Origin of the sequence: Lysobacter lycopersici, assembly GCF_007556775.1 — a bacterium.
GTDB lineage: Bacteria > Pseudomonadota > Gammaproteobacteria > Xanthomonadales > Xanthomonadaceae > Pseudoluteimonas > Pseudoluteimonas lycopersici.
Genome location: NZ_CP041742.1, coordinates 644,537 through 667,799 on the forward strand (window position 1 = coordinate 644,537; position 23,263 = coordinate 667,799).

General features: G+C 67.1%; 26 protein-coding genes and 4 tRNA genes. 12 read left to right on the plus strand and 18 right to left on the minus strand.

What is annotated here, in order from left to right; all coding sequences use genetic code 11:
• Positions 1-11: 11 nt before the first annotated feature.
• Entirely contained in the window at positions 12-1,097 is a 1,086-nt protein-coding gene (gene serC / locus FNZ56_RS03285) for a phosphoserine transaminase (RefSeq protein WP_143878480.1), read from the minus strand.
• 163 nt (positions 1,098-1,260) lie between these two features.
• On the opposite strand from serC, the gene msrP reads away from it, so the two are divergent.
• Entirely contained in the window at positions 1,261-2,229 is a 969-nt protein-coding gene (msrP, locus tag FNZ56_RS12950) for a protein-methionine-sulfoxide reductase catalytic subunit MsrP (RefSeq protein WP_143878481.1), read from the plus strand.
• Between the two features lie 38 nt (positions 2,230-2,267).
• Positions 2,268-2,900: a protein-methionine-sulfoxide reductase heme-binding subunit MsrQ gene (gene msrQ, locus FNZ56_RS12955; protein WP_143880248.1), complete on the plus strand. Its 633-nt coding sequence runs from the start codon at positions 2,268-2,270 to the stop codon at positions 2,898-2,900.
• Here msrQ and FNZ56_RS03300 read toward each other — a convergent pair.
• Positions 2,869-3,594 carry an FHA domain-containing protein gene (locus tag FNZ56_RS03300; protein ID WP_425571110.1) on the minus strand — a complete coding sequence of 242 codons (726 nt, stop codon included), beginning with the start codon at positions 3,592-3,594 and terminating at the stop codon, positions 2,869-2,871. The genes msrQ and FNZ56_RS03300 overlap by 32 nt on opposite strands.
• Positions 3,595-3,737: 143 nt before the next feature.
• Between FNZ56_RS03300 and FNZ56_RS03305 the strand changes: the two genes are divergently transcribed.
• Both FNZ56_RS03305 and FNZ56_RS03310 read left to right on the plus strand, forming a co-directional pair.
• Positions 3,738-4,013 carry a polyhydroxyalkanoic acid system family protein gene (locus FNZ56_RS03305; protein WP_143878483.1) on the plus strand — a complete coding sequence of 92 codons (276 nt, stop codon included), beginning with the start codon at positions 3,738-3,740 and terminating at the stop codon, positions 4,011-4,013.
• A 39-nt stretch (positions 4,014-4,052) separates the two neighbouring features.
• Positions 4,053-4,877 carry a hypothetical protein gene (locus FNZ56_RS03310; RefSeq protein WP_143878484.1) on the plus strand — a complete coding sequence of 275 codons (825 nt, stop codon included), beginning with the start codon at positions 4,053-4,055 and terminating at the stop codon, positions 4,875-4,877.
• Positions 4,878-4,893: 16 nt separating this feature from the next.
• Here the strand turns inward: FNZ56_RS03310 and FNZ56_RS03315 are convergent, their stop codons facing one another.
• Positions 4,894-5,604, minus strand: coding sequence for an FFLEELY motif protein (locus tag FNZ56_RS03315; protein WP_143878485.1), 711 nt, complete (start codon positions 5,602-5,604; stop codon positions 4,894-4,896).
• 52 nt (positions 5,605-5,656) lie between these two features.
• Between FNZ56_RS03315 and FNZ56_RS03320 the strand changes: the two genes are divergently transcribed.
• From FNZ56_RS03320 to FNZ56_RS03330, 3 genes are all read left to right on the plus strand, one after another.
• Positions 5,657-6,925 carry a patatin-like phospholipase family protein gene (locus tag FNZ56_RS03320; protein ID WP_143878486.1) on the plus strand — a complete coding sequence of 423 codons (1,269 nt, stop codon included), beginning with the start codon at positions 5,657-5,659 and terminating at the stop codon, positions 6,923-6,925.
• Positions 6,926-6,983: 58 nt separating this feature from the next.
• Positions 6,984-7,508 carry a phasin family protein gene (locus FNZ56_RS03325; RefSeq protein WP_143878487.1) on the plus strand — a complete coding sequence of 175 codons (525 nt, stop codon included), beginning with the start codon at positions 6,984-6,986 and terminating at the stop codon, positions 7,506-7,508.
• Between the two features lie 146 nt (positions 7,509-7,654).
• Entirely contained in the window at positions 7,655-8,623 is a 969-nt protein-coding gene (locus tag FNZ56_RS03330) for a restriction endonuclease (RefSeq protein WP_143878488.1), read from the plus strand.
• A 372-nt stretch (positions 8,624-8,995) separates the two neighbouring features.
• Here the strand turns inward: FNZ56_RS03330 and FNZ56_RS03335 are convergent, their stop codons facing one another.
• A complete protein-coding gene (locus FNZ56_RS03335; protein ID WP_143878489.1) occupies positions 8,996-10,999 on the minus strand; it encodes an SDR family oxidoreductase in 2,004 nt (667 codons plus the stop codon).
• A 122-nt stretch (positions 11,000-11,121) separates the two neighbouring features.
• Here FNZ56_RS03335 and FNZ56_RS03340 point away from each other — a divergent pair, with 122 nt between their 5' ends.
• Together FNZ56_RS03340 and FNZ56_RS03345 are read left to right on the plus strand one after the other, a co-directional pair.
• Complete coding sequence (locus FNZ56_RS03340; RefSeq protein ID WP_143878490.1) at positions 11,122-11,388, plus strand: acyl-CoA-binding protein; 267 nt, start codon at positions 11,122-11,124, stop codon at positions 11,386-11,388.
• Positions 11,389-11,398: 10 nt separating this feature from the next.
• A complete protein-coding gene (locus tag FNZ56_RS03345) occupies positions 11,399-12,025 on the plus strand; it encodes a TetR/AcrR family transcriptional regulator (protein ID WP_143878491.1) in 627 nt (208 codons plus the stop codon).
• A gap of 49 nt (positions 12,026-12,074) precedes the next feature.
• Here the strand turns inward: FNZ56_RS03345 and FNZ56_RS03350 are convergent, their stop codons facing one another.
• Complete coding sequence (locus FNZ56_RS03350) at positions 12,075-12,332, minus strand: hypothetical protein (RefSeq protein ID WP_143878492.1); 258 nt, start codon at positions 12,330-12,332, stop codon at positions 12,075-12,077.
• A gap of 134 nt (positions 12,333-12,466) precedes the next feature.
• Here FNZ56_RS03350 and FNZ56_RS03355 point away from each other — a divergent pair, with 134 nt between their 5' ends.
• Positions 12,467-13,318 carry a tetratricopeptide repeat protein gene (locus FNZ56_RS03355; protein WP_143878493.1) on the plus strand — a complete coding sequence of 284 codons (852 nt, stop codon included), beginning with the start codon at positions 12,467-12,469 and terminating at the stop codon, positions 13,316-13,318.
• Between the two features lie 37 nt (positions 13,319-13,355).
• Positions 13,356-13,670: a hypothetical protein gene (locus FNZ56_RS03360; RefSeq protein WP_143878494.1), complete on the plus strand. Its 315-nt coding sequence runs from the start codon at positions 13,356-13,358 to the stop codon at positions 13,668-13,670.
• A gap of 40 nt (positions 13,671-13,710) precedes the next feature.
• Here the strand turns inward: FNZ56_RS03360 and FNZ56_RS03365 are convergent, their stop codons facing one another.
• Both FNZ56_RS03365 and FNZ56_RS03370 read right to left on the minus strand, forming a co-directional pair.
• Positions 13,711-14,997, minus strand: coding sequence for a nucleotide sugar dehydrogenase (locus FNZ56_RS03365; RefSeq protein WP_221933315.1), 1,287 nt, complete (start codon positions 14,995-14,997; stop codon positions 13,711-13,713).
• A complete protein-coding gene (locus tag FNZ56_RS03370) occupies positions 14,994-16,025 on the minus strand; it encodes an NAD-dependent epimerase (RefSeq protein ID WP_143878495.1) in 1,032 nt (343 codons plus the stop codon). Before FNZ56_RS03370 ends, FNZ56_RS03365 begins: the two co-directional genes overlap by 4 nt.
• A gap of 71 nt (positions 16,026-16,096) precedes the next feature.
• On the opposite strand from FNZ56_RS03370, the gene FNZ56_RS03375 reads away from it, so the two are divergent.
• A tRNA-Val gene (locus tag FNZ56_RS03375) sits at positions 16,097-16,171 on the plus strand.
• A gap of 57 nt (positions 16,172-16,228) precedes the next feature.
• Here the strand turns inward: FNZ56_RS03375 and FNZ56_RS03380 are convergent.
• From FNZ56_RS03380 to FNZ56_RS03430, 11 genes are all read right to left on the minus strand, one after another.
• On the minus strand, positions 16,229-16,900 hold the full coding sequence (locus FNZ56_RS03380) for an aquaporin (protein WP_143878496.1): 672 nt from the start codon (positions 16,898-16,900) through the stop codon (positions 16,229-16,231).
• The gene (locus tag FNZ56_RS03385; RefSeq protein WP_246064677.1) at positions 16,900-17,292 is read right to left on the minus strand and encodes an arsenate reductase ArsC; all 393 of its coding nucleotides are present in this window, start codon (positions 17,290-17,292) and stop codon (positions 16,900-16,902) included. The genes FNZ56_RS03380 and FNZ56_RS03385 overlap by 1 nt, the downstream gene beginning before the upstream one ends.
• Before the next feature lie 38 nt (positions 17,293-17,330).
• Complete coding sequence (locus FNZ56_RS03390; protein ID WP_143878497.1) at positions 17,331-17,780, minus strand: ArsI/CadI family heavy metal resistance metalloenzyme; 450 nt, start codon at positions 17,778-17,780, stop codon at positions 17,331-17,333.
• Positions 17,777-18,157 carry an ArsR/SmtB family transcription factor gene (locus FNZ56_RS03395; RefSeq protein ID WP_342777701.1) on the minus strand — a complete coding sequence of 127 codons (381 nt, stop codon included), beginning with the start codon at positions 18,155-18,157 and terminating at the stop codon, positions 17,777-17,779. The genes FNZ56_RS03390 and FNZ56_RS03395 overlap by 4 nt, the downstream gene beginning before the upstream one ends.
• A 27-nt stretch (positions 18,158-18,184) precedes the next feature.
• Complete coding sequence (locus FNZ56_RS03400; protein WP_143878498.1) at positions 18,185-19,810, minus strand: FMN-binding glutamate synthase family protein; 1,626 nt, start codon at positions 19,808-19,810, stop codon at positions 18,185-18,187.
• 21 nt (positions 19,811-19,831) lie between these two features.
• Positions 19,832-19,918, minus strand: a tRNA-Leu gene (locus FNZ56_RS03405).
• 183 nt (positions 19,919-20,101) lie between these two features.
• Positions 20,102-20,175 (minus strand) — tRNA-Cys (locus FNZ56_RS03410).
• A 59-nt stretch (positions 20,176-20,234) separates the two neighbouring features.
• A tRNA-Gly gene (locus FNZ56_RS03415) sits at positions 20,235-20,310 on the minus strand.
• Positions 20,301-20,945, minus strand: a complete 645-nt coding sequence (pgsA, locus tag FNZ56_RS03420) for a CDP-diacylglycerol--glycerol-3-phosphate 3-phosphatidyltransferase (protein WP_143878499.1) — start codon at positions 20,943-20,945, stop codon at positions 20,301-20,303. The genes FNZ56_RS03415 and pgsA overlap by 10 nt, the downstream gene beginning before the upstream one ends.
• A complete protein-coding gene (gene uvrC, locus FNZ56_RS03425) occupies positions 20,942-22,798 on the minus strand; it encodes an excinuclease ABC subunit UvrC (RefSeq protein WP_143878500.1) in 1,857 nt (618 codons plus the stop codon). The genes pgsA and uvrC overlap by 4 nt, the downstream gene beginning before the upstream one ends.
• Entirely contained in the window at positions 22,795-23,259 is a 465-nt protein-coding gene (locus FNZ56_RS03430; RefSeq protein WP_143880252.1) for a low molecular weight protein-tyrosine-phosphatase, read from the minus strand. The genes uvrC and FNZ56_RS03430 overlap by 4 nt, the downstream gene beginning before the upstream one ends.
• Between the last annotated feature and the right edge of the window lie 4 nt (positions 23,260-23,263).

Here is a 23,263-nt window from a genome sequence, read left to right on the forward strand (position 1 = left end):
GCCGGCACCGGCTAGCCATGGCGCTGCTGGAAATCCCGCATGAACCCGACCAATGCGTCCACGGCTTCCACCGGCACCGCGTTGTACAGCGAGGCGCGGATGCCGCCGACCGCCTTGTGGCCCTTGAGCCCGATCATCCCCGCCGCGCGCGATTCGGCGACGAAGCGCGCGTCGAGTTCCGCGTCGGGGAGGAAGAACGGCACGTTCATGCGTGAGCGCGCGTTCGCCGCGACCTCGTTACGGTAGAAACCGCCGGAACCGTCGATGGCGGCATACAGCGCGTTCGATTTGCGCTCGCTGCGACGCGCGAATTCGGCCACGCCGCCTTCGCCGAGCATCCACTTCACGTTGAGGCCGAGCAGGTACCAGTTCCAGGTCGGCGGCGTGTTGAGCATGGAATCGCTCGCCACCTGCGAGGCGTAGTTGAAGATGTTCGCGCGCGGCTGGCCAACGCGTTCGAGTAGGTCGCGGCGGACGATGACCACGCCGACGCCGACCGGACCGAGGTTCTTCTGCGCGCCGGCGTAGATCAGGCCGAATTTCGACACGTCCAGCGGCCCGGACGCGATGGAACTGCTGAAATCCGCGAACAACGGCGCGTTGCCGACGACCGGAATATCGCGGAACTCGACGCCGTGGATGGTTTCGTTCGCGGTGACATGCACGTAGGCTGCATCGGGGGAAAGCTTCCATTCGTCGCGCGATGGAACGTCGCGGAAACCGCCGGCTTCGCTGCTCGCGGCGATGCGCACGTCCACGTAGGGCGCGGCCTGCTTCATCGCCACCTTGCTCCAGTGGCCGCTGACCACGAAATCCACCGCCTGCCCCGGCGTGGCGAAGTTCAGCGCCATCAGCGCCTGCTGCGTGGTCGCGCCGCCGGCGGTGAACAGCACCGCGTGGCTGTCGGGGATCGACAGCAGCGTGCGCAGGTTCGCTTCGGTGTCGGCCGCGACCTGCATGAATTCAGGGCCGCGATGGCTGAGCTCGACGATGGAAGCGCCGGTGCCGTGCCAGTCCAGCAGTTCGTCGCGGGCGCGCACGAGCACCGCTTCCGGCAACGCCGCGGGTCCGGCGCTGAAGTTGAAGGCACGCGACATCGCCGGTTCTCGAAGCAGGGGAAGCGCAGTATGCCGCAGCGCAGCACGCCGTCGCAGGGGCGGCGGCAATGTTTTCCGGACGCCCTGCAACAGCGGTTTTGCAACTTTCGCAACACCGGCGGCTCTATCCTTCGCGCCATCCCCGCACGCCGGAGGAATCCCCATGAAGCTGCGCGACGCCCTGCACGTTCCCGCCGCCGACATCACGGACGAAGCGGTCTACCGCGACCGTCGCCGGTTGCTGGCCGCCTTCGCCACCGTGCCGGCCCTGGCCATGGCGGGTTGCGGCCGCGCGGAACCGCCGCCGCCACCGAAGATCACGATCACGCCGGAACAGGCGAAGTCCGGGTTCCGCACCGACGAGGAGTTGACCACTTATGCCGACGTCACCAGCTACAACAACTTCTACGAATTCGGCACCGGCAAGGCCGATCCCTCGCGCGCGGCCAAGACCCTGCGCACCTCGCCGTGGACGGTCGCGGTCGGCGGCCAGTGCGCGAAGCCGGGCCGGCTCTCGCTCGACGACCTGTTGAAAGGCCTGAAGCCCGAGGAACGCATCTACCGCATGCGCTGCGTCGAAGGCTGGTCGATGGTGATCCCGTGGCTGGGCGTGCCGCTGGCGGACGTGCTCAAGCGCTTCGAACCGGATTCGAAGGCGAAGTACGTGGCCTTCACCAGCCTCGCCGATCCGCGGCAGATGCCGGGCGTGCGCGCGCCGGTACTGCGCTGGCCGTATCGCGAGGGCCTGTGCATCGACGAGGCCATGCATCCGCTGACCCTCCTCGCCACCGGCCTCTACGGCAAACCGTTGCCGCAGCAGGACGGCGCGCCGCTGCGGCTGGTCGTGCCGTGGAAGTACGGCTTCAAGGGCATCAAGTCCATCGTCGCGATCACCTTCGTCGAACGCATGCCGTTCACCAGCTGGAACGACGAGGCCTCGAACGAATACGGCTTCTTCTCCAACGTGAACCCGGCGGTCGACCATCCGCGCTGGAGCCAGAAGACCGAACGCCGCATCGCCGGCACCGCGAGCAAGCTGTTCGCCGAACGCATCCCGACGCGGCCGTTCAACGGCTACGGCGAGCAGGTCGCGGCGATGTACGCCGGCATGGACCTGAAGAAGTGGTTCTGAATCCGGCGGCGAAACCGCGGCGGCGCGCCGAACCGCGCATCGTCGTCGCGAAAACCTGCGTCCACCTGCTCGCGCTCACGCCGCTGGCGATCCTGCTGTCGCAGGTCTGGAGCGTGGCGCGCACCGGCGGCGATGCGCTCGGCGCCGATCCGGTCGCGGAAATCGAACACCGCCTCGGCCTGTGGGCGCTGCGTTTCCTCATGCTCGCGCTGGCGGTCACGCCGCTGCGGCAGCTGACCGGCAAGCCGGTACTGGTGCGGTTCCGGCGCATGCTCGGGCTGTACGCGTTCTTCTACGTCTGCCTGCACTTCGCCGCCTACCTCGGGCTGGATTTGCGCGGCTACTGGACCCAGGTGTTCGAGGACATCGCCAAGCGCCCGTACATCACCGTCGGCTTCGCCGCATGGCTGTTGCTGCTGCCGCTGGCGATCACCTCCACCATCGGCTGGATCCGCCGCCTCGGCCGCAACTGGGCACGGCTGCACAAGCTGGTCTATGCCGTCGGCGTGCTCGCCGTGCTGCATTTCTGGTGGCTGGTGAAATCCGACATCCGCGAGCCGGCGCTGTATGCCGGCATCCTCGCGCTGTTGCTGGGCTGGCGCGCGTGGAAGGCCGTCGCCGCGCGCCGCAAGGCCGCGATCAGCCGACCCCGAACAACAGCAACAGGCTGAGCGCGCCGGCGATCAGCAGCGCCGCCAGCAGCAACCACGGCAGGCGCCGCCCCCGGGATCGGCTGCGATCCTTGCCGAGGCGGGTCGAGGCGAGATCGGTTTCCGGCGCATCCTCGGGCAGAGGTTGCCGCCCGGGCGCTTCCACCACGAAACGGTGCTGGGCATCGAACACCACCTGGTCGCCGGGCAGCAGCAGCGCGTCGCGCACCGGCTTGCCGTTGACCGCGCTCGCCTCGCCCGAGTCGAGGTCGCGCAGCAGCACCCGGCCGGCATGGTGTTCGAGCCGCGCATGGCGTTCCGGGAAGGCCTGGTTGTCGATGCGGATGTCGGCCTCGGGCGCGCGCCCGACCAGGCGCGGGCGCTCGAGGGTGATGCTGCGTCCGTGGTAATGCCCGCCGACGCCGCGCAGCACCAGGCGCAGGTCGCCGGGCGTGTCGGCCACGTTCGGCAGCGGCGAGTTCGCGGGCGCTTCGTCGCGCATCAGGGTGAGTTCGCTGCCCTCGGCGTGGATCGCGTCGCCCGGGCGCAGCATGGCCATGCGCCGCACCGGGCGGCCGTTGACATGGATGCCGCGCACGCCGTCGGCCACGGTCAGCCAGACGCCGCGCCGGTCCACGCAGAAGCGCAGCAGCGGCGACTGCTGGTCGCTGACCAATCCGATGGCATCGTCGCCGCCGCGGCCGATGCCGTGCATCCCGGGGCCGAGCGGCAGTTCCGTGCCGTTGTCGTTGAATCGAAGTTTGAGGGCGTCCACGCGCGGCGAATCTAGCATGGCCCGGCCGGTCGCGAGCAGGGCCGGATGCTAGTCTGCGCGCCTGCCCCCATCCATCGCCGGCCATGAGCGACATCGACATCCGCCACCACCATTCGCTGCCGCTGCCCAAGGCACGCAAGGCGGTCGAGGACATCGCGAAGAAACTCGCCTCGAAGTTCGACATGGACTACGGCTGGGACGGCGATGACCTGCATTTCAACCGCAGCGGCGTCGACGGTCGCATCCACCTGACCGAGAAGCAGATCCGGGTCACGGCCAAGCTCGGCTTCCTGCTGTCGGCGCTGAAGGGCACGGTGGAACAGGAAATCCGCCGGGTGCTGGCCGAACGCTTCGACTAGGCGGCGCATTCGGGACGAAATGGCGCAAGGGGGAATCCGATGTCGTCCCACAACCGCATCGCCAAGCGCATCGCCGAACACGACTGGTTCTCGGTACTGGTGGAGTTCGTCGTCGTCCTCGCCGGCATCCTCGCCGCCCTCGCCTTCGACGACTGGCGGCAGGATCGGGAAGACGCGCGCAGGACCCAAGAGCATCTCGCGCAAGTCGCCAACGAAATCCGGAGCAACATCTGGTCCATCGATCGGGTTCGAAGTCGCATTCTCCTTCGCAAGCAGAATTCGCTGGAACTGGCGATCCGGTATCTGGACGACCCGGCTCAGGTGAGCGCAACGCCGGACCAGGTGCTCGCCGCTTTCGCGGAAAGCACCACCGATGCGGCCCCGTGGCTGAGCGACAACCAATTGCAGGCGCTGCAGAACTCCGGCGACCTGCGGCTATTGAAGGATCCCCAACTCGCGGGGCAATTGGTAGGCACCTATTCCGCCGAACGTGCATTGCTTCCCCAGATCGACGCGCTTCGCGGCGCATATCCCCGCCGGGTGCAGGAACTGCTGCCGGCTAGCCTGCAAGCCTCCACCAACCCGCTCCAATCCTATGCCCTCGGCAAAACCGCTCCCGCCATCGCCGATCCAGAGGACTCGGCGGCAGCACTCGAACAAATCCGCCTGCATCGGGACGAACTGCTGCCGCTGGCGAGGGGTGAAGCCGCCGTATGCACCGCCACCTGGTATGCGCTCGAACGCATGAAGTCCGATTTCGACGATACCCTGAAGCAGTTGGCGCCCTGGGACATTTCACCGGTCGATCTTCCCGATCCGACGAAACCGTTGCCGCGACCCGTATCGAATCATCCAGCGCCATAACGCGGTTTTCTGCCCGTCAGGCAGGCGGTCGCGGCTCCCCGGCAAACAACGCGCGCGAGAAGCCTTCCTCCTCGCGCCGGATCTCCTCGATGAAGCGCGGCGCGTCGCCGAGCGCGGCGAAGGCGTCGAAACCGCGTTCGAGGAAGCCCTGCAATTCCGACAGGCCGGCCGCGCGCGCCGGCACCCGCGACAGCCGCAGCAGCGTCGCCACCCCGGGCATGCGCAGGGCGTGCGCCAGCCCGTCGCCGACCTCGGCGATCAGCGCGATCTGGCGTGCGCGCAGGCGCGGCAATCCGCATTGGCGGTAGGCCCGCGCATACAACGCAAGATCCAGCGCGCGCCGGCGCGGCGCGAGGCGTTGCAGGGCTTCGGCCATGCGCAGGTCGAACGCCTGGGTGAGTGCGCCGAGTTCGATCGCGTCCGCGACGGTTTCCAGCAACGCGCCCGGCAGCAGCTTCTGCATCGCCGGCAGCACCCGCGCGATATCGGCATCGCGGCGGCTGAAGTCGTGGTCGCCGTAGACATCGGCCAGGAAGAATTCCGCGGCCGGCCGCCGCGACGGATCCTCGAGGAAGCGCGCGAAGCTTTCGCGCAGGCGCTGCGCCTGCCAGCGCCGCAATTCCGGCAACCAGCGCAGGCGGTTGCGCGGTTCTTGCACCGGATCGAACAGGGCCTGGTGGCAGGCCAGGCGCCGCGCCAGCCGGCGCGAAACCGTACTCGTGTCCATGCCCGCATCATCCCGGCTGCGGGGCGCGCGGGCAAACCGCTACACTCGCCACATGCTTTCCCTCCATGCCGCGCCGCGCGCGACCAGACCCGGACGCGCCCACCGCGCCACCAGCGATTCCGCCCCGCGCATCGGCCTCGCCATCGCCGGCGGCGGCCCCATCGGCGGCATGTACGAGCTCGGCGCGTTGCGCGCGTTCGAGGATGCGATCGAAGGCCTCGACCTGACCCGCATGGATTGCTACGTCGGCGTCAGCAGCGGCGCCTTCCTCGCCGCCGGCCTCGCCAACCGCATGAGCGCGGGCGAGATGTGCCGCATCTTCATCACCGGCGACAGCGACGACGTGCGCTTCCGCCCGGAAACCTTCCTGCGCCCGGCGATGTTCGAATACGCGCGCCGCGCCGCGAGCCTACCGAGGCTGACCTTCGAATGGTGGCGCGGGCTGCTGCTGGGCCCGCGCGACGCGCGCTGGTCGGACCTGCTCAACCGCTTCGGCGGGCTGGTGCCGACCGGGCTGTTCGACAACGCGCGCATCGAAACCTTCCTGCGCGAAATCTTCACCCGGCGCGGGCGCAGTAATGACTTTCGCAAGCTCGACCGGCCGTTGTACGTAGTCGCTGTCGACCTCGACAACGGCGAGGCGGTGCGTTTCGGCGGCGAGGGCTGGAACGACGTGCCGATCTCGCAGGCGGTGCAGGCCAGCGCCGCGCTGCCGGGCCTGTATCCGCCGGTCGATGTCCGCGGTCGCCAGTTTGTCGACGGCGCGCTGCGCCGGACCATGCATGCCTCGGTGCTGCTGGAACGCGGCATCGACCTGTTGCTGGGCGTGAACCCGCTGGTGCCGTTCAAGAACAGCGATGGCAAATCGCGACCGGAACACGCCCTTGCCGAAGGTGGCCTGCCGGCGGTGTTGTCGCAGACCTTCCGCACCTTGCTGCAATCGCGGATGCAGGTCGGCCTCGCCCGCTACGTGCAGCAGTACCCGAATATCGACCAACTGGTGTTCGAACCCAACGAAACCGACGGCGACCTGTTCTTCACCAATGCCTTCAGCTTCGCCTCGCGCCGCCGCGTCTGCCAGCTCGGTTACCGCAACGCGCTCGACGACCTGCGCAAGCGCCGCGAAGCGCTCGCACCCGTGCTGGCCGCGCATGGCCTGTCGTTGCGCACCGAAGTGCTCGACGACGCGAACCGCACCGTGCTCAGCGCCCTGCCGCCGGCACCGCCGCGCAGCACCGAAACCACCGCGCGCCTGCGCCGTGCGCTCGACGACACCGAGCGCCTCGTCGCGCAGCAGGGACGCAAGCGCCGCGTGGTGTGAATGCTCTAGTCGGGGCCGCCAAGCTGCACGCATTCCCGTCGCAGCGAAAGGCAAACCCATGGCCAAGTTCAAGAAAACCGCCGGCAAGACCGCCAACCGCGGCGCCGGCAACGCGCAGGCGCAGGCCGAGCGCCTGTCCAAGACCCTGAGCGAATCCGCGCAGCAGATCTGGCTCGCCGGCGTCGGCGCCTTCGGGCGCGCGCAGGCCGAGGGCCACAAGCTGTTCGAAGCGCTGGTGAAGGAAGGCCTGAGCCTGGAGAAGACCGCGCGCGGCTTCGCCGGCGGCCGTGCCGACTTCGTCCGCGATGCGGTCGAGAACCACGTCGGCCAGGCCCGCGAACGCGCCACGGACACCTGGGACAAGCTCGAGAAGGTGTTCGAAGTCCGCGTGCAGAAGGCGCTGGTGAAGCTGGGCGTGCCGGGCCGCGAAGACCTCGCCGACCTCGCCCGCCGCGTCGAGGGCCTCACCGCCGAACTGCGCCGCCAGCAGGCGCCGAAGCCTGCCGCCAAGCGCGCGCCGGCCAAGGCGACGAAGAAGGCCGCGCCGCGCAAGGTCGCCAAGCGCGCCAAGCCCGCCGCCTGATCCATCGCGTCCCGCCACGGGACGCGTGCGTTTCCCCTAAAACCCGCCAGTCCCCTTTCGACCGCGCGTCTCCCTCCCCTGCGGTTCGGGCTGGCGGGTTTTCCTTTGTTCTATCCTTGGCGCCTCCCTCGTTCGGATGCGAAGGCATGGGCACGCTGATTTCCCTGTTCCTGGCGCTGATCGTCGCCGTGGCCATCGGTGCCGGCGCGACCTGGTACCTGCGCCGCGTGCGCCTGCCGCGCGAGGAAACCGCCGAAGGCATCGCCGCGCTGTCCGACATGCGCTGGCGCGATTTCATCAAGCTCGTCCTCGACGTGCTCGCCGGCCGCGGCTTCACCCGCGTCAACGACCCCGAGGCGACCTCGGACGAAGCCGACATCCCGCTCCGCCGCGATGGCGAAACCTGGCTGCTGTCGTCGAAGCACGGCGCGAGCTACGTCCTCGGTTCCAGCGACATCACCGAATTCGCCAACACCATGCGCCTGCGCGGCGCGCAGGGCGGGCTGCTGGCCACGCCCGGCACGTTCGCGCCCGAGGCGCGCAGGCATGCGGAAGCCGAACGCATCGAGCTGCTCGATGGCCCCAGCCTGTGGCCGGAATTGCGCGAACGCCTGCCGGAAACGCAACGCAGCGCCATCGGCGCCCGCGCCCGTATCCATTCCCGGCAGAAGGCGTGGTTCGGCTGGTTGCTCGGGGTGATCGCCGGCGCCGCGGTATTCCTGCTGGTGCACGGCAACGACAGCGGCGATGCGTCCGTGGCGACGCCGGTTGTCGCGCCCGTGCGTGCGCCTTCGGCCAAGGCCAAGGCCGCCGCGACGCAGATACCCGCGAACGACGGCGTCTGGCCCGCACCGGGCGACGTGGATACCGCCACGACGGAAAAGGATCGCAGCGAAGCCGCGCGCGCGATCGGTTCGCTGCCGATGGTGAGCCGTGCCTTGTGGTCGAGCCAGTCGACGCTGCTGGTCTATCTCAACAACACCAGCGCTGATGCGAAATCCGCGATCTGCCCCTTGCTGGAGCGCTACCCGGAGCTCGGCGCCTCGCGCGTGCAGTTGCAGCCACCGGAAGGCAGCGGCGAAGCAGTGCGGTTCTTCCAGTGTCGGGCATATTGAGCAGTTTTGTTTCGCAGAACACGTATGTGTCCGACAACGTATTTCGAAACTCCTGCCCAAGAGCTCGCCGCTACACAAGCGGCTACGGTGGAGCTTCTGCAATCCGTCGCAGCATCCGGAGAAACTCCTGATACGCACACGATCTACCGTTTAAATAGGCTGGCCGCTACCTGCGCGCGATTGGCCTTTTCAAATGAACTACCGCTCGACGAAAGCGTCAGGGCTCTGATCACATGGTGTGATCATCTCGATGATTCGGAGTGGACAGCCAATTTCATGTTGGCGTTCAAGCGTTATCCGCTTCAAGCGCCCTGGTAGCGCCTGACAACCCCACCCCAACCCTCCCCTTCAATGAAGGGGAGGGAGTGATCACTACCAATGCACCCCGCGCATCAGCGCGGCGAAGGCGATCTGCTCATTGCTCGGCTGCGCTTCCTTCAACGCCTTGCGGTCGCCCTTGGCCGCGGCCGAATCCGGGAACAGCTCGAACGCGGTGCTCATGATCACCTCGTAGGCCTTCGGCGCCAGCGCGTTGATCAATGCACTGAAGATGCCGAGGCGCGTCGCGATGCGGCTCGGCTTCTCGATGATGCCCTTCACCACCAGGTCCGCGGCTTCGTCCGGCGTCAGCGTCGGCACGCTGTCGTACATCTTGGTCGGCGCGATCATCGGCGTCTTCACCAGCGGCATGTTGATGGTGGTGAAGCTGATGCCCTTGCCCGACAACTCGCCCTGCGCGCAGCGGCTGAACGCGTCCAGCGCCGCCTTCGAGGCGACGTAGGCGGAAAATCGCGGCGAATTCGCCAGCACGCCGATCGAGCTGATGTTGATGATGTGGCCCTTGCGCCGATGCGTCATCGTCGGCATGAAGCCCATGATCAGGCGCAGCGAACCGAAGTAGTTCAGCTGCATCGTGCGTTCGAAATCGTGGAAACGGTCGTAGCTGAGCTCGATCGAGCGCCGGATCGAACGGCCGGCGTTGTTGACCAGGATATCGACGTGGCCGTGTTCCTTCAGGATCTTCTCGACCAATCGATCGCAATCGACCATGTCGGCGAGGTCGGCGGTGTAGGCGAACACCTTGCCGCCCTTGGCCTTCATCTCGTCGCGGGCCTTGAACAATTCCTCCTCGCCGCGCGCCACGATCACGGTGATCGCACCCGCTTCGGCCACGCGCTGCGCAGTCGAAAGCCCGATGCCGGAGGAGCCGCCGGTGATGACGACGACCTTGTTGCGCACCTTGCCCTTGAGCGTGTGGTCGACGAACAGGTCCGGGTCGAGGTGGCGTTCCCAGTAGTCCCACAGGCGCCAGGCGTAGTCGTCCAGCTTCGGCACCGAAATCCCGCTGCCCTTGAGCGCGCGCTCGGTCTCGCGGCTGTCGAAGCGCGTGGGATAGGTGATGAACTTCAGCACCGACTTCGGAATGCGGAAGTCGCGCAGCAGCATCGCGGTCATGCGCCGCACCGGCGGCAGGTTCGCGGCCGCCATGCGCACGCCGCTGGGCACGAAGGCGAACATGCGCGCGTCGAGGCGCATGGTCATTTCCGGCGCATGGCCGGCGCGGGCGAAGGCGTTCAGTACCTCGCCCACGCGCAGCGGTTCCGGATCGGTGAGGTGGAATGTGTGGCCGTCGAGTTTGGGCTTGTGCGCGATGTGGTCGAGCGCGTTGGCGACGAAATCGACCGGCACGATGTTGATGCGCCCGCCCTCGATGCCGATCATCGGCATCCACGGCGGCAGCGCCTGGCGCAGTTTCTTGAGCAGGGTGAAGAAGTAGTACGGGCCGTCGATCTTGTCGATCTCGCCGGTCTGCGAATGCCCGACCACCATGCCCGGCCGGTACACGCGCCACTTGATGCGCTTCTCCGCGCGAACAAGCCCTTCGGATTCGTGCTTGGTCGCGAGGTAGGGATCGTCGAGGCCTTCGGCTTCCTCGAACATGTCCTCTCGGAAAATGCCGGGGTACAGGCCGGCCGCGGCGATGGAACTGACGTGGTGGAACACGATGTTCGAAGTCTGGCCGGCGTCGAGCGCGGCGGCGAGGTCGAGCGCGTGTCGCGTCCCGCCGACATTGGCCTCGCGCTGGGACGCGGCGTCGGCCTCCATGTCGTAGATCGCGGCGAGGTGGAAGAAGTGCGTCACCTTGCCCTTGATCGCGCGCAACTGCGCCGCGGACACGCCGCACTTCGCCGCGGACAGGTCGCCCGCGACTGGCACGATGCGCTTCATGTCCCAGCCCATCTTCTTGCCGATGGCTTCGAGCTTCTTCTGCGAATCCTTGCGCACCAGCACGTGGATCGTGCCCTTGCGCTGCATCAGGTTCGAGACGAGGAAACGGCCGATGAAGCCGGTGGCACCGGTGACGAAGTAGCTCATGACGCGGATCCGGTTGGTGGGCGCAACGCTACGGTGCCAGAGCCCGCGGCCGGGGACAATCCGGTTCCGTATTGACCCCCTGCCGGGGCCGTGCTGTCATGCCCGCGACACCCGGAGGCACCATGGCCAAGTCCAGCGACCTGAAGCAGCAGTTCGAACAGGCGGCGATCGACGTCAAGGACCTGTCCGAGCGCCCCGACAACGACACCCTGTTGCGCCTGTACGCGCTGTACAAGCAAGGCTCCGAGGGCGACGTCAGCGGCGAGAAGCCGGGCTTCTTCGATTTCGTCGGCACCGCCAAGTACGAGGCCTGGGGCAAGCTCAAGGGCACGGCCAAGGACGATGCGATGAAGAAGTACGTCGACCTGGTGAAGAAGCTGCGCGCCTAGGGCCGCCGACGTGGCCCGGCAAACCCGCAAGCGCATCCTCGATGCGTCCCTCGCGATGTTCAACGCGCAGGGCGAGCCGAACGTCACCACCAACCACATCGCCGACGAGCTGGAGATCAGCCCCGGCAACCTGTATTACCACTTCCGCAACAAGGACGACATCATCGAGCAGCTGTTCGGCGAGTACGAACAGCGCATCGATGCCGCCCTTGCCGCGCCGGAAGGCCGCCTGCCCGGGCTCGAGGACGTGTGGCTGCAGTTGCACCTGGTGTTCGAGTGCATCTGGGATTACCGATTCCTGTACCGCGACCTGATCGACATCCTCAGCCGCAACCGCCGGCTGCGGATCCGCTTCGCGCGCATCCTCAAGCGCGCCGACGACCGCGCGCACCTGGTGATGCGCGGACTGACCCAGGCGGGGGTGATGCGCGCCTCGGCGGCGGAACTGGACGCGGCCGCGACGAATATCCTGGTGATCGCGACGTTCTGGCTGAACTACGCCTCGGTGCGCGGCGAAAAGGACGAACACGTCGCGATCCGCGACGGCATCGTGCAGGTGATGATGTCGCTCGCGCCGTTCCTGCGTGACGCGGAGCGGGTCCACCTCAATAGCCTGACCCGCGCCTACCTCGACTGATTCGCTCCCGTGGGAGCGACGGAAGTCGCGACTGGATTGCGACGCTGCCTCAACGCGCCCGACGACGCGCCGTCTTGCGCTGCGGCTTCTTCGCCAGCTTTTCCTGCACCGTCAGCAGCACGCCACGGGCGATGTCGCGGGCATCCTCGCCGCCGGCGCGCACGATCTGGCCGAACTCCAGTGCGCGGACGCGGGCATTGCAGGCACCATCGACCAGGCCGCGACGGGCGAGGTTCGTGCCGCCGAGCAAGGCCAGCCACAGGTGGCGCGGGGTGAATTCGAGGGTGGATTGCGCGGTGTTGGCCATGACGGGCTCCGGATCGGTTGTCGCGATGACGACAGCCTGCCCGGCACCGGTCGAGCAATCACACTAGCCTCGCCTGCCCGCTTGCCAGTCGCGCGGCCCCGCGGGATGCTGGGCGCCTCTCGATGGAGTCGACCATGGCAGCGAAGTCCGGCTGGGCCCCCTTCCCCCTCGATGCGAAACCCTTTGCCTATGCCGGCGACGCGCTGAAGAAGGCATGGCCGAAGCTGCATGCCGGCGACTGCGAGCCTTTCCCCGACGCGAAGCAGGCCGCAGCGCTGCTGAAAGCCCCCGGCAAGTCCGCACCCAAGCTCGATGCCGAATCGCTGGCCGACGCATTGCAGGACGCGTGGCGGAAATTCCACCACGGCGATTTCCAGGCCGCGTTCGAGGCCGGCGAGAAACTCGGCCCGGTCGGGGCCTCGGTCGCGGTCAAGGCGCTGGGCATCCACGCGACGCACCTGGTCGACAGCGAAGCGGAGAAGCTCAAGCGCTTCGAACAGGCGGCGAAACTGGCCGAAGCCGCGGTCAAGGCGCTGCCGGACGAAGCCAACAGCCATTACCGCCACGCCTTCGCGCTGGGTCGCTACAGCCAGGGCCTCTCCATCGCCAAGGCGCTGAAACAGGGCATCGCCGGCAAGGTGCGCGATTCGCTGGAAACCGCGCTGGAACTGGCGCCCAAGCACGCCGAGGCGCACACCGCGATGGCGCTGTACCACGGCGAGATCATCGGCAAGATCGGCGCGATGATCGGCGGCCTCACCTACGGCGCGAAGGCGGCGGATGCGGAAAAGCACATCAAGGCCGCACTGAAGTTGACTCCGGATTCGCCCATCGCGCACATCGAGCACGGCAACCTGTTGCTGCTCCTGCATGGCGACAAGCAGGAAGACGCTGCTGCGGCTGCGTACGAGAAGGCGGCGAAGCTCAAGCCTGTTGATGCGATGGAAGCGCTGGATGCGGCCTACGCGAAGGCGCAGTTGGAATAACGAGATCGGGATAACGAGAAGTTAGATGCCAAGTAGCATGGCCCGTCAGTTGCGACAAATTTGGCTATCCCGCTCATTGCCGCTAAAGGCGGGAGTGATCGGCGCTCTCGTTCTTGTTCTAACTTACCTTGCTGCCGCGCTGTTCTTCTTCGCACAGCTACATAGCTTTGTCGCGCTACTGCTCTGGTCGACATTTCTTGTCGGCCTTCTCATCCTCAATCCAGACGAGTTGGTAACGGATGGATCGCCAGAGAACTTGTGGGTGCCGATTCTAGGCATGGCTTTGGCTTGGCTCACCTATTCGGCATTCGCATACTTCTGGCTCAAGCGACGTCGCATCAGGCTTGAGTAAGAATTCATCCATGCCGACCCCGCTTCACATGGATTGAAAATTAGAGCCGCGCGTCCGCAACACCCGCCGGCAGCACCCCCTTCACATCGAACACCACGCTGGGATCACGCCCGAACGCCGCAACGCCGCCGGGCAGTTCGAGGAACCCCTTGTGCGCGACCGCGAGCACGATCGCGTCGTAAGCGCCGGCTTCCGGCTTCGACACAAGATCGAGGCCGAGTTCGCGCTTCGCCTCGACCGCATCCGCCCACGGATCGTGCACATCCACCTGCGCGTTCGCCGCCTGCAACTCGCGCACGATGTCGATAACCCGCGTATTGCGCAGGTCCGGGCAGTCTTCCTTGAACGTCAGCCCGAGCACCAGGATCCGCGAACCGACCACGTGGATGCGCTTCTGCGCCATCTGCCGCATCACCTGGTGCGCGACGTGCAGGCCCATGCGGCTGTTGATGCGCCGCGCGGCGAGGATCAGTTCCGGGTGGTAGCCCAGCACCGTCGCCTTGTGCGTCAGGTAATACGGATCCACGCCGATACAATGGCCGCCGACCAGTCCCGGCTTGAACGGCAGGAAATTCCACTTCGTTCCCGCGGCCGCGAGCACGTCGTGGGTATCGATGCCCATGGCTTCGAACATCATCGCCAGCTCGTTCACCAGCGCGATGTTCACGTCGCGCTGGGTGTTCTCGATGACCTTCGCCGCCTCGGCGACCTTGATGCTCGGCGCCTTGTGGGTGCCTGCCTCGATGATGCGGCGGTACAGCGCATCCACGAAGTCCGCGACCTCCGGCGTCGATCCGGAGGTGACCTTGCGGATGGTGGTCAAGCGGCGCTGCTTGTCGCCGGGGTTGATCCGCTCCGGGCTGTAGCCGCAGGTGAAATCGACGTTGAAGCGCAGGCCGGATTCGCGCTCCAGCACCGGCACGCAGATCTCCTCGGTGGTGCCGGGATACACCGTGCTTTCGTAGACCACGACATCGCCGCGCTTGAGCGCACGGCCGATGCTCGCGCTCGCCGATTCGAGCGGTTCGAAGTCGGGCCGGTTCGCCTCGTCCACCGGCGTCGGCACGGTGACGATGTACACATTGCGATCGCCGAGCGCGGACGCGTCCGCGGCCAGGCGCAACCGCGTCGCCGCGGCCAGCGCTTCGGGCGCGGTTTCCCCGGTGTGGTCGCGCCCGGCTTCGAGTTCGGAAATGCGCGCGGGATCGATGTCGAAGCCGAGCGTGTCGAACTGCCTGCCGAACTCCACCGCCAGCGGCAGGCCGACGTAGCCGAGGCCGATGACCGCGATGCGGACGGAATCGATGTCGGGCGGCATGGCGCTCATGCGTGCTTCGGAATCGTGGTAGCGTCGGGATAGTACTCGCGATGCCAGCGGGCGAAGGCGTCCACGCCCTCCTCGATCGACACCCGCGGCGCGTAACCGGTGGCAGCGATCAGCTCGGAGGTGTCGGCTTCGGTGTCCGGCACGTCGCCGGGCTGCAGCGGCAGCATTTCCATCACCGCCTTGCGTTCGAACGCCTGTTCCAGCAGCTCGATGAAATGCAGCAGCTGCACCGGGCGTTCGTGTCCGATGTTGTAGATGCGGTACGGCGCGGAGCTGGTGGCGGGATCGGGATCCGCGCCATTCCATGCGGGGTTCGGTTGCGCCGGCCGGTCGAGCGTGCGCACCACGCCTTCGACGATGTCGTCGATGTAGGTGAAGCTGCGGCTGTGGCGGCCGTGGTTGAACACCTTGATCGTTTCGCCGTTGCGGATGGCGCGCGCGAACAGCATCGGCGCCATGTCCGGCCGGCCCCACGGCCCGTAGACGGTGAAGAAGCGCAGGCCGGTGCTCGGTATGCCGTAGAGATGCGCGTAGCTGTGCGCCATCATCTCGTTGGCCTTCTTGGTCGCGGCGTAGAAGGTCAACGGATGCGCGGTGCCGGCGTGCTCTGAGAACGGTACGGCGGTGTTGGCACCATAGACCGAACTGGTGGAGGCGAACACCAGGTGTTCGACGCCGTGGTGGCGGCAGCCTTCGAGGATGTGCAGGAAGCCGACCAGGTTGCTCGCGGCGTAGGCGTGCGGGTTCTTCGCGGCGTAGCGCACACCGGCCTGCGCGGCGAGGTTCACCACGCGTTGCGGCTTGAACTCCGCGAACACGCGTTCCACCGCGGCGCGGTCGCCGAGGTCGGCCTGCACGTGGGTGTAGCCCGGGTGTGCGAGCAAGGGCTGGAGCCGCGCCTGCTTCAACGAGACGTCGTAATAGTCGTTGAGGTTGTCGATGCCGAGCACGCGGTCGCCGCGTTCGAGCAGGCGCTGGGCCACGGCCGAGCCGATGAATCCCGCGGTACCGGTGACGAGGATGTCCATGGCCGCATTGTAGGGGCGAACCGCAGGCCGGTAGTGCCGCCCCGCGGGCTTCGGCTATACTGCGCGGCCCCGGGCGGTTAGCTCAGCGGTAGAGCATTGCCTTCACACGGCAAGGGTCGCAGGTTCGAACCCTGCACCGCCCACCAGGTTCACTCGAAGCCGGCCTCGTGCCGGCTTTCGCGTCTGCGGCACGACGAAGTCCCTCAGGCTTGCGACTCGAGGACTTCCTCCGAACCGAGGACGCGCGCGACGAACAGCGCCGCCAGCATTCCGGCGAATTGCGCGACCACGAACCCGATTACGCCATCGGGCCGGATGCCGGCGAACGTCTGCGTCAGCGCGCGCGCGATGGTGACCGCCGGATTCGCGAACGAGGTGCTGGCGGTGAACCAGTACGCGGAGAAGATGTACGCCGCCACCAATGCGGGAATGGCTGTCGGTCGGGATCGAAGGCCCAGCAGGATGGTGAGCAGCAGGCCCGCGGTCGCCACGCCTTCGCTCAAGCATTGCGCCGCGCCCGTGCGCGCATGCGTTCCCGGCTGCAACAGCGGCTGCCCGAACATCGCGTGCGCCAGCATCACGCCGAGGATCGCGGCGACGACTTGCACGACGATGTAGGCGATGGCGTCCGCCGTGCCGAGCCTGCCGCGCAGGCGCATCGCGACGGTGACCGCCGGATTGAAGTGCGCGCCGGAGATCGGCCCGAGGATCGTGATCAGCACGTACAGGGCGGCGGCCGTCGCCGCGGCGTTCGCGAGCAGCGCGATGCCGTCGTTCCCGTTCGACAGCGCCACGCCCATGATCCCGGAACCGACCACGGTTGCGAGCAGGAACAACGTGCCGAGGAATTCGGCAACCAGTTTGCGCACGAGCATTACTGCAATTCCGCGAGTAGTCGTTGCACGCGCGCGGAAATCTCGTCGCGCACTGCGCGATAGCTGTCGTCGTCCATGTGTTTCGGATCCGGCAGCGCCCAGTCCTCGCGCCGTCTTGCCGGCACCCACGGGCATTTGTCGCCACAGCCCATGGTGACGACGGCGTCGAATTCGCCGCCGATCCGATCGAGCGATTTGGAGGCATGCTTCCGAAGGTCGTAACCGATCTCGTCCATGAAACGGATCGCCTTCGGATTGACCTGTCCGGATGGTGCGGAGCCGGCGCTGGAGGCTTCGACCGCATCGCCGCCATGCATTCGCGCGAAGGCCTCGGCCATCTGGCTGCGGTTGGAATTCTCGACGCAGACGAACAGGACGCGCTTCATGGGCATCAGCAGCAACCGGATTGCGGAACGCAGCAGGAAGAAGCCTACTCCGTGCGTGGCTTCATCGAGGAAACATCCGGGCTGCAGGCCGCGCCGTCGGTCGCGCAAGGCGCATCGCCCGCGTAATAGGTCGTCGCCTCGCCCACCGTGTGGAACGTTTCCCAGCGCGTGCCTTGCGGGTCCTCCGTCCACAGCTTGTCAGACCGCGCATAGCAGCAGATCGTCGCCTCTTCCGGCACCACGGTGACGCCTGCCGCATCGAGGCGCTGGCCGATGGCCGCGAGGGCATCGCCGTTCTCGACCTGGATGCCGAGATGGTCGATGCCCGGCGAGCGGCCAGCGGTGGAAATGGCGAAATTCACCCGCGGATCCTCGAGCATCCATTTGGCGTAGTCGGGCTTGAGCACGGTGGGTTGCGCCGCGAACAATTCGGAATAGAAACGGATGCTGGCGTCGAGGTCGGCGACGTTGAGGTGCACGTGGAAGCGGTTCATGCGCGGGTTCCTGTCTTTTTCGATTTGCACGTTGCGACCGGACCGCAGTCCGCGGCACCAGCGCAGCAGTTTTCGGTGAGATAGCCGATCAACGCGTTCATCTGCGGATAGTTGGCGCGAACGCGGATGACGCGTCCCTCGCGCTTGTCATGCACCAGCGCGGCCGCGCGCAGCACGTTGAGGTGCGCGGTCAGCGTGGCCGGTGGCAGATCGAGGCGTTCGCGCAGTTCGCCGACGGCGAGGCCATCCGGACCGGCCTGGACCAGGGCACGGAACGCCGACAGGCGGGTTTCATGGCTGAGCGCGCCAAGCGATGAGAGGGCAGTCTTGATTTCCATATTTCCAATATTCCGGAATTGTGGAAACGTGTCAAGCACCGATACGGGATCGACCCAGCCACCAACTCAATACGATTTCGATTCCCGCAGCGAATGCACCGCGTCCGGCGCGGCGAAGCTATCGCTGCGCGCAACCTGCCAGTACTCGCGGAACACCGAATGCTTCGGCACCGCGTCGATCAGCTCGCCCGGCGCCAGCGTGGGGTACAGCTCGCGCAACGTACGGATTTCCGTCGGCGAGACCCGGCGCAGGATGTGTTCCGGCCCGAGCTGTTCGGGATGGGTCAGCCCGGCCGCGCACAGCAGGTCGCGCAGCGCCTTGAGCGTGTTGTCGTGGAAGTTGGCCACGCGCGTGGCCTTGTCCGGGACGTCCAGCTTCTTCCAGCGATCCGGGTTCTGCGTCGCGATGCCGGTGGGACAGCGGTCGGTGTGGCAGCTCAGCGACTGGATGCAGCCGAGCGCGAACATGAAGCCGCGCGCGGCGTTGCACCAGTCCGCGCCGAGCGCGAAGGTGCGCGCCATGTCGAAGGCGCTGACGATCTGCCCGGCTGCACCGACGCGGATGCGATCGCGCAGGCCGAGCCCGACCAGGGTGTTGTGCACCAGCAGCAGGCCTTCGTGCATCGGCACGCCGACGTGGTCGACGAATTCCGCCGGCGCCGCGCCGGTGCCGCCCTCGGCGCCGTCGACGACGATGAAATCCGGAAGAAGCCCGGTTTCGTGCATGGCCTTGGCGATGCCGAACCATTCCCAGGGGTGGCCGATGGCGAGCTTGAACCCCGCCGGTTTTCCGCCGGACATCTCGCGCATCTTCGCGATGAACTGCAGCAGTTCGATCGGCGTGGAAAACACCGTATGCCGCGATGGCGACACGCAGTCGTGGCCCATCGGCACGCCGCGTGTTTCCGAGATTTCGCGGCTGACTTTCGCCGCCGGCAGCACGCCGCCATGGCCGGGCTTGGCGCCCTGCGACAGCTTGAGTTCCACCATCTTCACTTCCGGCTCGCGCGCGACCGCGGCGAATTTCCCGGCGTTGAAGCTGCCGTCGTCGTTGCGGCAGCCGAAGTAGCCGGATCCGATTTCCCAGACGATGTCGCCGCCGTTCTCGCGGTGGTACGCCGACAGCGAACCCTCGCCGGTGTCGTGGTAGAAGTTTCCGATCTTCGCGCCCTTGTTGAGCGCGCGGATCGCGTTCGCGGACAGCGAGCCGAAGCTCATCGCCGAGATGTTGAACACGCTGGCCGTGTACGGTTGCGCGCAGCCTTCGCCGACGATGATGCGGTAATCGTGGTGGTGGAATTCGGCCGGCGCGATCGAATGGTTGATCCATTCGTATTGCGTGCCGTAGACGTCGAGCTCGCTGCCGAACGGCACCACGTCCATCACGTTCTTCGCGCGCTGGTAGACCAGCGAACGCTGGTCGCGCGAGAACGGCGCCTTCTCGATGTCGGACTGGATGAAGTACTGGCGGATCTCGGGGCCGATGGATTCCAGCCCGTAGCGGAAATGCGCGAGCAGCGGGTAGTTGCGGCGCAGCGTGCTGCGCGTCTGCAGCAAATCCCATGTGCCGAGTGCGGACAGCGCGCCGAACGCCAGCACGCCCCAGCGCCAATCCACCTGCCCCATCGCAACCAGCAGGAGCGACAGCGCGGTCAGCAGCAATGCGATGGCATAGGCGAGATAGCGATGCATGGCGGCTCCGTGGTCAGACACTGGTGCCCGGGGTGGGACTCGAACCCACACTCCCTTTCGGGTGAGCGATTTTAAGTCGCTTGCGTCTACCAGTTTCGCCACCCGGGCATGCGCCCAGCTTACGCGATCCGCAGGAGCGCTCTCGAGCGCGACCCACGTTCCGTGGGAGTGGGTCGAACAGCCATGCGACTGTTGAAAGCGGCAGCCGCGACGGATTTGCGCGATATCGGGCCTGAAGGCCCTCCCACGCGAGCAGCCAAGAAAAAACCCCGCCGAGGCGGGGCTTTCGATTGGAGGCCGAGGTCGGAATTGAACCGGCGTACGCGGATTTGCAGTCCGCTGCATAACCACTCTGCCACCCGGCCGGTGACTGATTGCATCTTACAGAAACGACAAGGCCCCGCGGACGGGGCCTGTCAAGAACTGGAGCGGGAAACGAGACTCGAACTCGCGACCCCGACCTTGGCAAGGTCGTGCTCTACCAACTGAGCTATTCCCGCGTGGGAGGCGGCATTTTACCGGCCGCGGGATGGGTGTCAACCGCGGCGCCCTCGCCTGCCCGCAGCATCGGCCATGCCGCGCGCAGGTATTCGAGGCCGGACCACAACGTCAACAGCGCGGCCACGGCCAGCAGCCAGTCGCCGACGTGGAACACGAAACCCGCCTGCCACGGCCCGGCCTGCACCGGCTTGGCAGGAGAAATCGCGTACAGCAGGCAGCAGATCGCGATCATCTGCACCGCGGTCTTGATCTTGCCCAGGAAGGCGACCTTCACCTTCGAACGCTGGCCGAATTCGGCCATCCATTCGCGCAGCGCCGACACCGCGATCTCGCGGCCGACGATCACCGCGGCCCACAACGCCATCCACGCGCTCGGATGGCCCTGCACGATCAGGAACAGCGCCGTCGCCACCATCAGCTTGTCCGCGACCGGGTCGAGGAAGGCGCCGAACGCCGAATACTGGTTGTAGCGGCGCGCGATCCAGCCATCCAGCCAGTCGGTCACCGAGGCCAGCGCGAAGATCGCCGCCGCCGCGACGCTGGTCCATTTGCCAGGCAGGTAGAACACCAGCGCCAGCACCGGGATCAGCACGATCCGGAGCAGGGTCAGCCAGGTCGGGATGGTCAGCTTCATGCCTTTCCGTCCGTATCGTCCTTCGTTTCCAGCCCATGCAGCGCGGCGTAGATGCGCGCGGCCAGTGCCGCGTTCACCCCCTCCACGCCGGCGATTTCCTCGATCCCCGCGGCCTTGAGCCCAGCCAGTCCGCCGAAATGCCGCAACAGGTTAGCGCGTCGGCGCGGACCGATACCGGGAATGTCCTCCAGCCGGCTGGTCACGCGCGCCTTCTGCCGGCGCCCGCGGTGGCCGGTGATGGCGAAGCGGTGCGCCTCGTCGCGCACCTGCTGCACCAGTTGCAGCCCCGGAGAATCCGGCCCGGGGCGCAGTTCACGACCATCTGGAAGGAGCAGCGCCTCGTGGCCTGCGCGGCGTTCCTCGCCCTTGGCCACGCCCACGACCATCACCCCGGACACGCCGAGGTCGCCGAGCACGGCGTTCGCCTGCGCCACCTGCCCGGCGCCGCCGTCGATCAGCAGCAGGTCCGGCAGCATGCCGTCCTGCTCCACCGCACGCCGGAAACGCCGCTCCAGCGCCTGGTGCATGGCCGCGAAATCGTCGCCCGGGGTGATGCCGGCGATGTTGAAGCGCCGGTACTGGCCGCGGATCGCGCCTTCCGGCCCGAACACCACGCACGAGGCCACGGTCGCCTCGCCCATGGTGTGGCTGATGTCGAAGCATTCGATGCGCTGCGGCGGCGGATCCAGCCCGAGCAGCGTGCGCAGCGATTCCATGCGCATGGCCTGCGCCGCCTGGCTGTCGAGGTGGCCATCGAGCGCGATCGCCGCGTTGTTGCGCGCGAGGTCGAGATAGCCGGCGCGATCGCCGCGCACGCTGGACTTGAGCTGCACCCGGCGCCCGGCTTCCTCGGACAGTGCCTGCTCGATCAGTTCCGCATCGTCGAGTTCGCGGTCGAGCACGATCTCGCGCGGCGCCGGCTGTTCGGCGTAGTACTGCGACACGAACGCGGACAGGACTTCCGCCGCGCTTTCCTCGCCATTGGTGCGCGGGAAGAACGCGCGGGTGCCGAGGTTGCGGCCGTCGCGGAACGCGAGCAGCAGCACGCAGGCAGTGCTGCCGCGCATCGCCACCGCGAGCACGTCGAGGTCGGCGGCCTTGCCGTCCACGTACTGCCGCGCCTGGATCCGTCGCAGGGTCGCGACCATGTCGCGCAGGCGCGCGGCCTGCTCGAATTCCAGTCGTTCCGCCGCGGCCTCCATCTCGCGCGCGAGTTCGGCGTTGAGCTCGTCGCTGCGGCCTTCGAGGAACAGCGTCGCGCGCCGCACCGCGTCGGCGTAATCGGTTTCGTCCACGAGACCGACGCAGGGCGCGCTGCAACGCCCGATCTGGTATTGCAGGCAGGGGCGCGAACGATTGCGGAACACGCTGTCCTCGCAGCTGCGCAGGCGGAACAGCTTGTGCATCGCGCCCAGGGTTTCGCGCACGGCCCACGCGCTTGGGTACGGCCCGAACAGGCGCCCCGGCACGCCGAGCGCGCCACGATGGAAGGCCAGCCGCGGCCATTGTTCCGAAGTGAGCAACGCGTACGGATAGCTCTTGTCGTCGCGCAGCATCACGTTGTAGCGCGGGCGGTGCGCCTTGATCAGCTGGTTTTCCAGCAGCAACGCCTCGCCCTCGGTGCGCGTCACCGTCACTTCCATCGACGCGACCTGCGCCAGCATCGCCAGCGTGCGCGGCGACTTGGGCGCGTTGTTGAAATAGCTGGCGACGCGCTTCTTCAGCGCGCCCGCCTTGCCGACGTAGAGCATGCTGCCGTCGGCGGCGAGCATGCGGTACACGCCGGGCGCGGTGCTCAATCTCGCGACGAAGGCCTTGCCGTCGAACGCGGACGACGTCGGTTTCGCACTCATGCGCACCCTGCGCGGATGCGTTCGACGATGCGCGCGGCGGCCTCGTCGACCAGCGACCAGGCCTGCTCGAATTCACGCGCCCCGCCGGTGTAGGGGTCGGGGATTTCGCGCGAGGCGTCGCATCCGGCCCATTCGCGCAGCAAGGCAAGGCGCGCGCGACTGCCATTCGGCTTGCGAGCCTGCGTGAGGTTGTCGTGGTCGGCGCAGAGGATCCAGTCGAAGCGATTGAAATCCGCGGCTTCGATTTTCCGCGCGCGCAACATCGCGATGTCGACGCCGTGCGCCGCGGCGGTGGCGATTGCGCGCGGATCCGGCGGATCGCCGGCGTGCCAGTCGCCGGTACCGGCCGAATCGATTTCGACATCGTTCGCGAGCCCGGCCGCCTGCAATCGCGCGCGCAAGGCGCCTTCGGCCATGGGCGAACGGCAGATGTTGCCCATGCACAGCATCAGCAGGCGCAGCGGT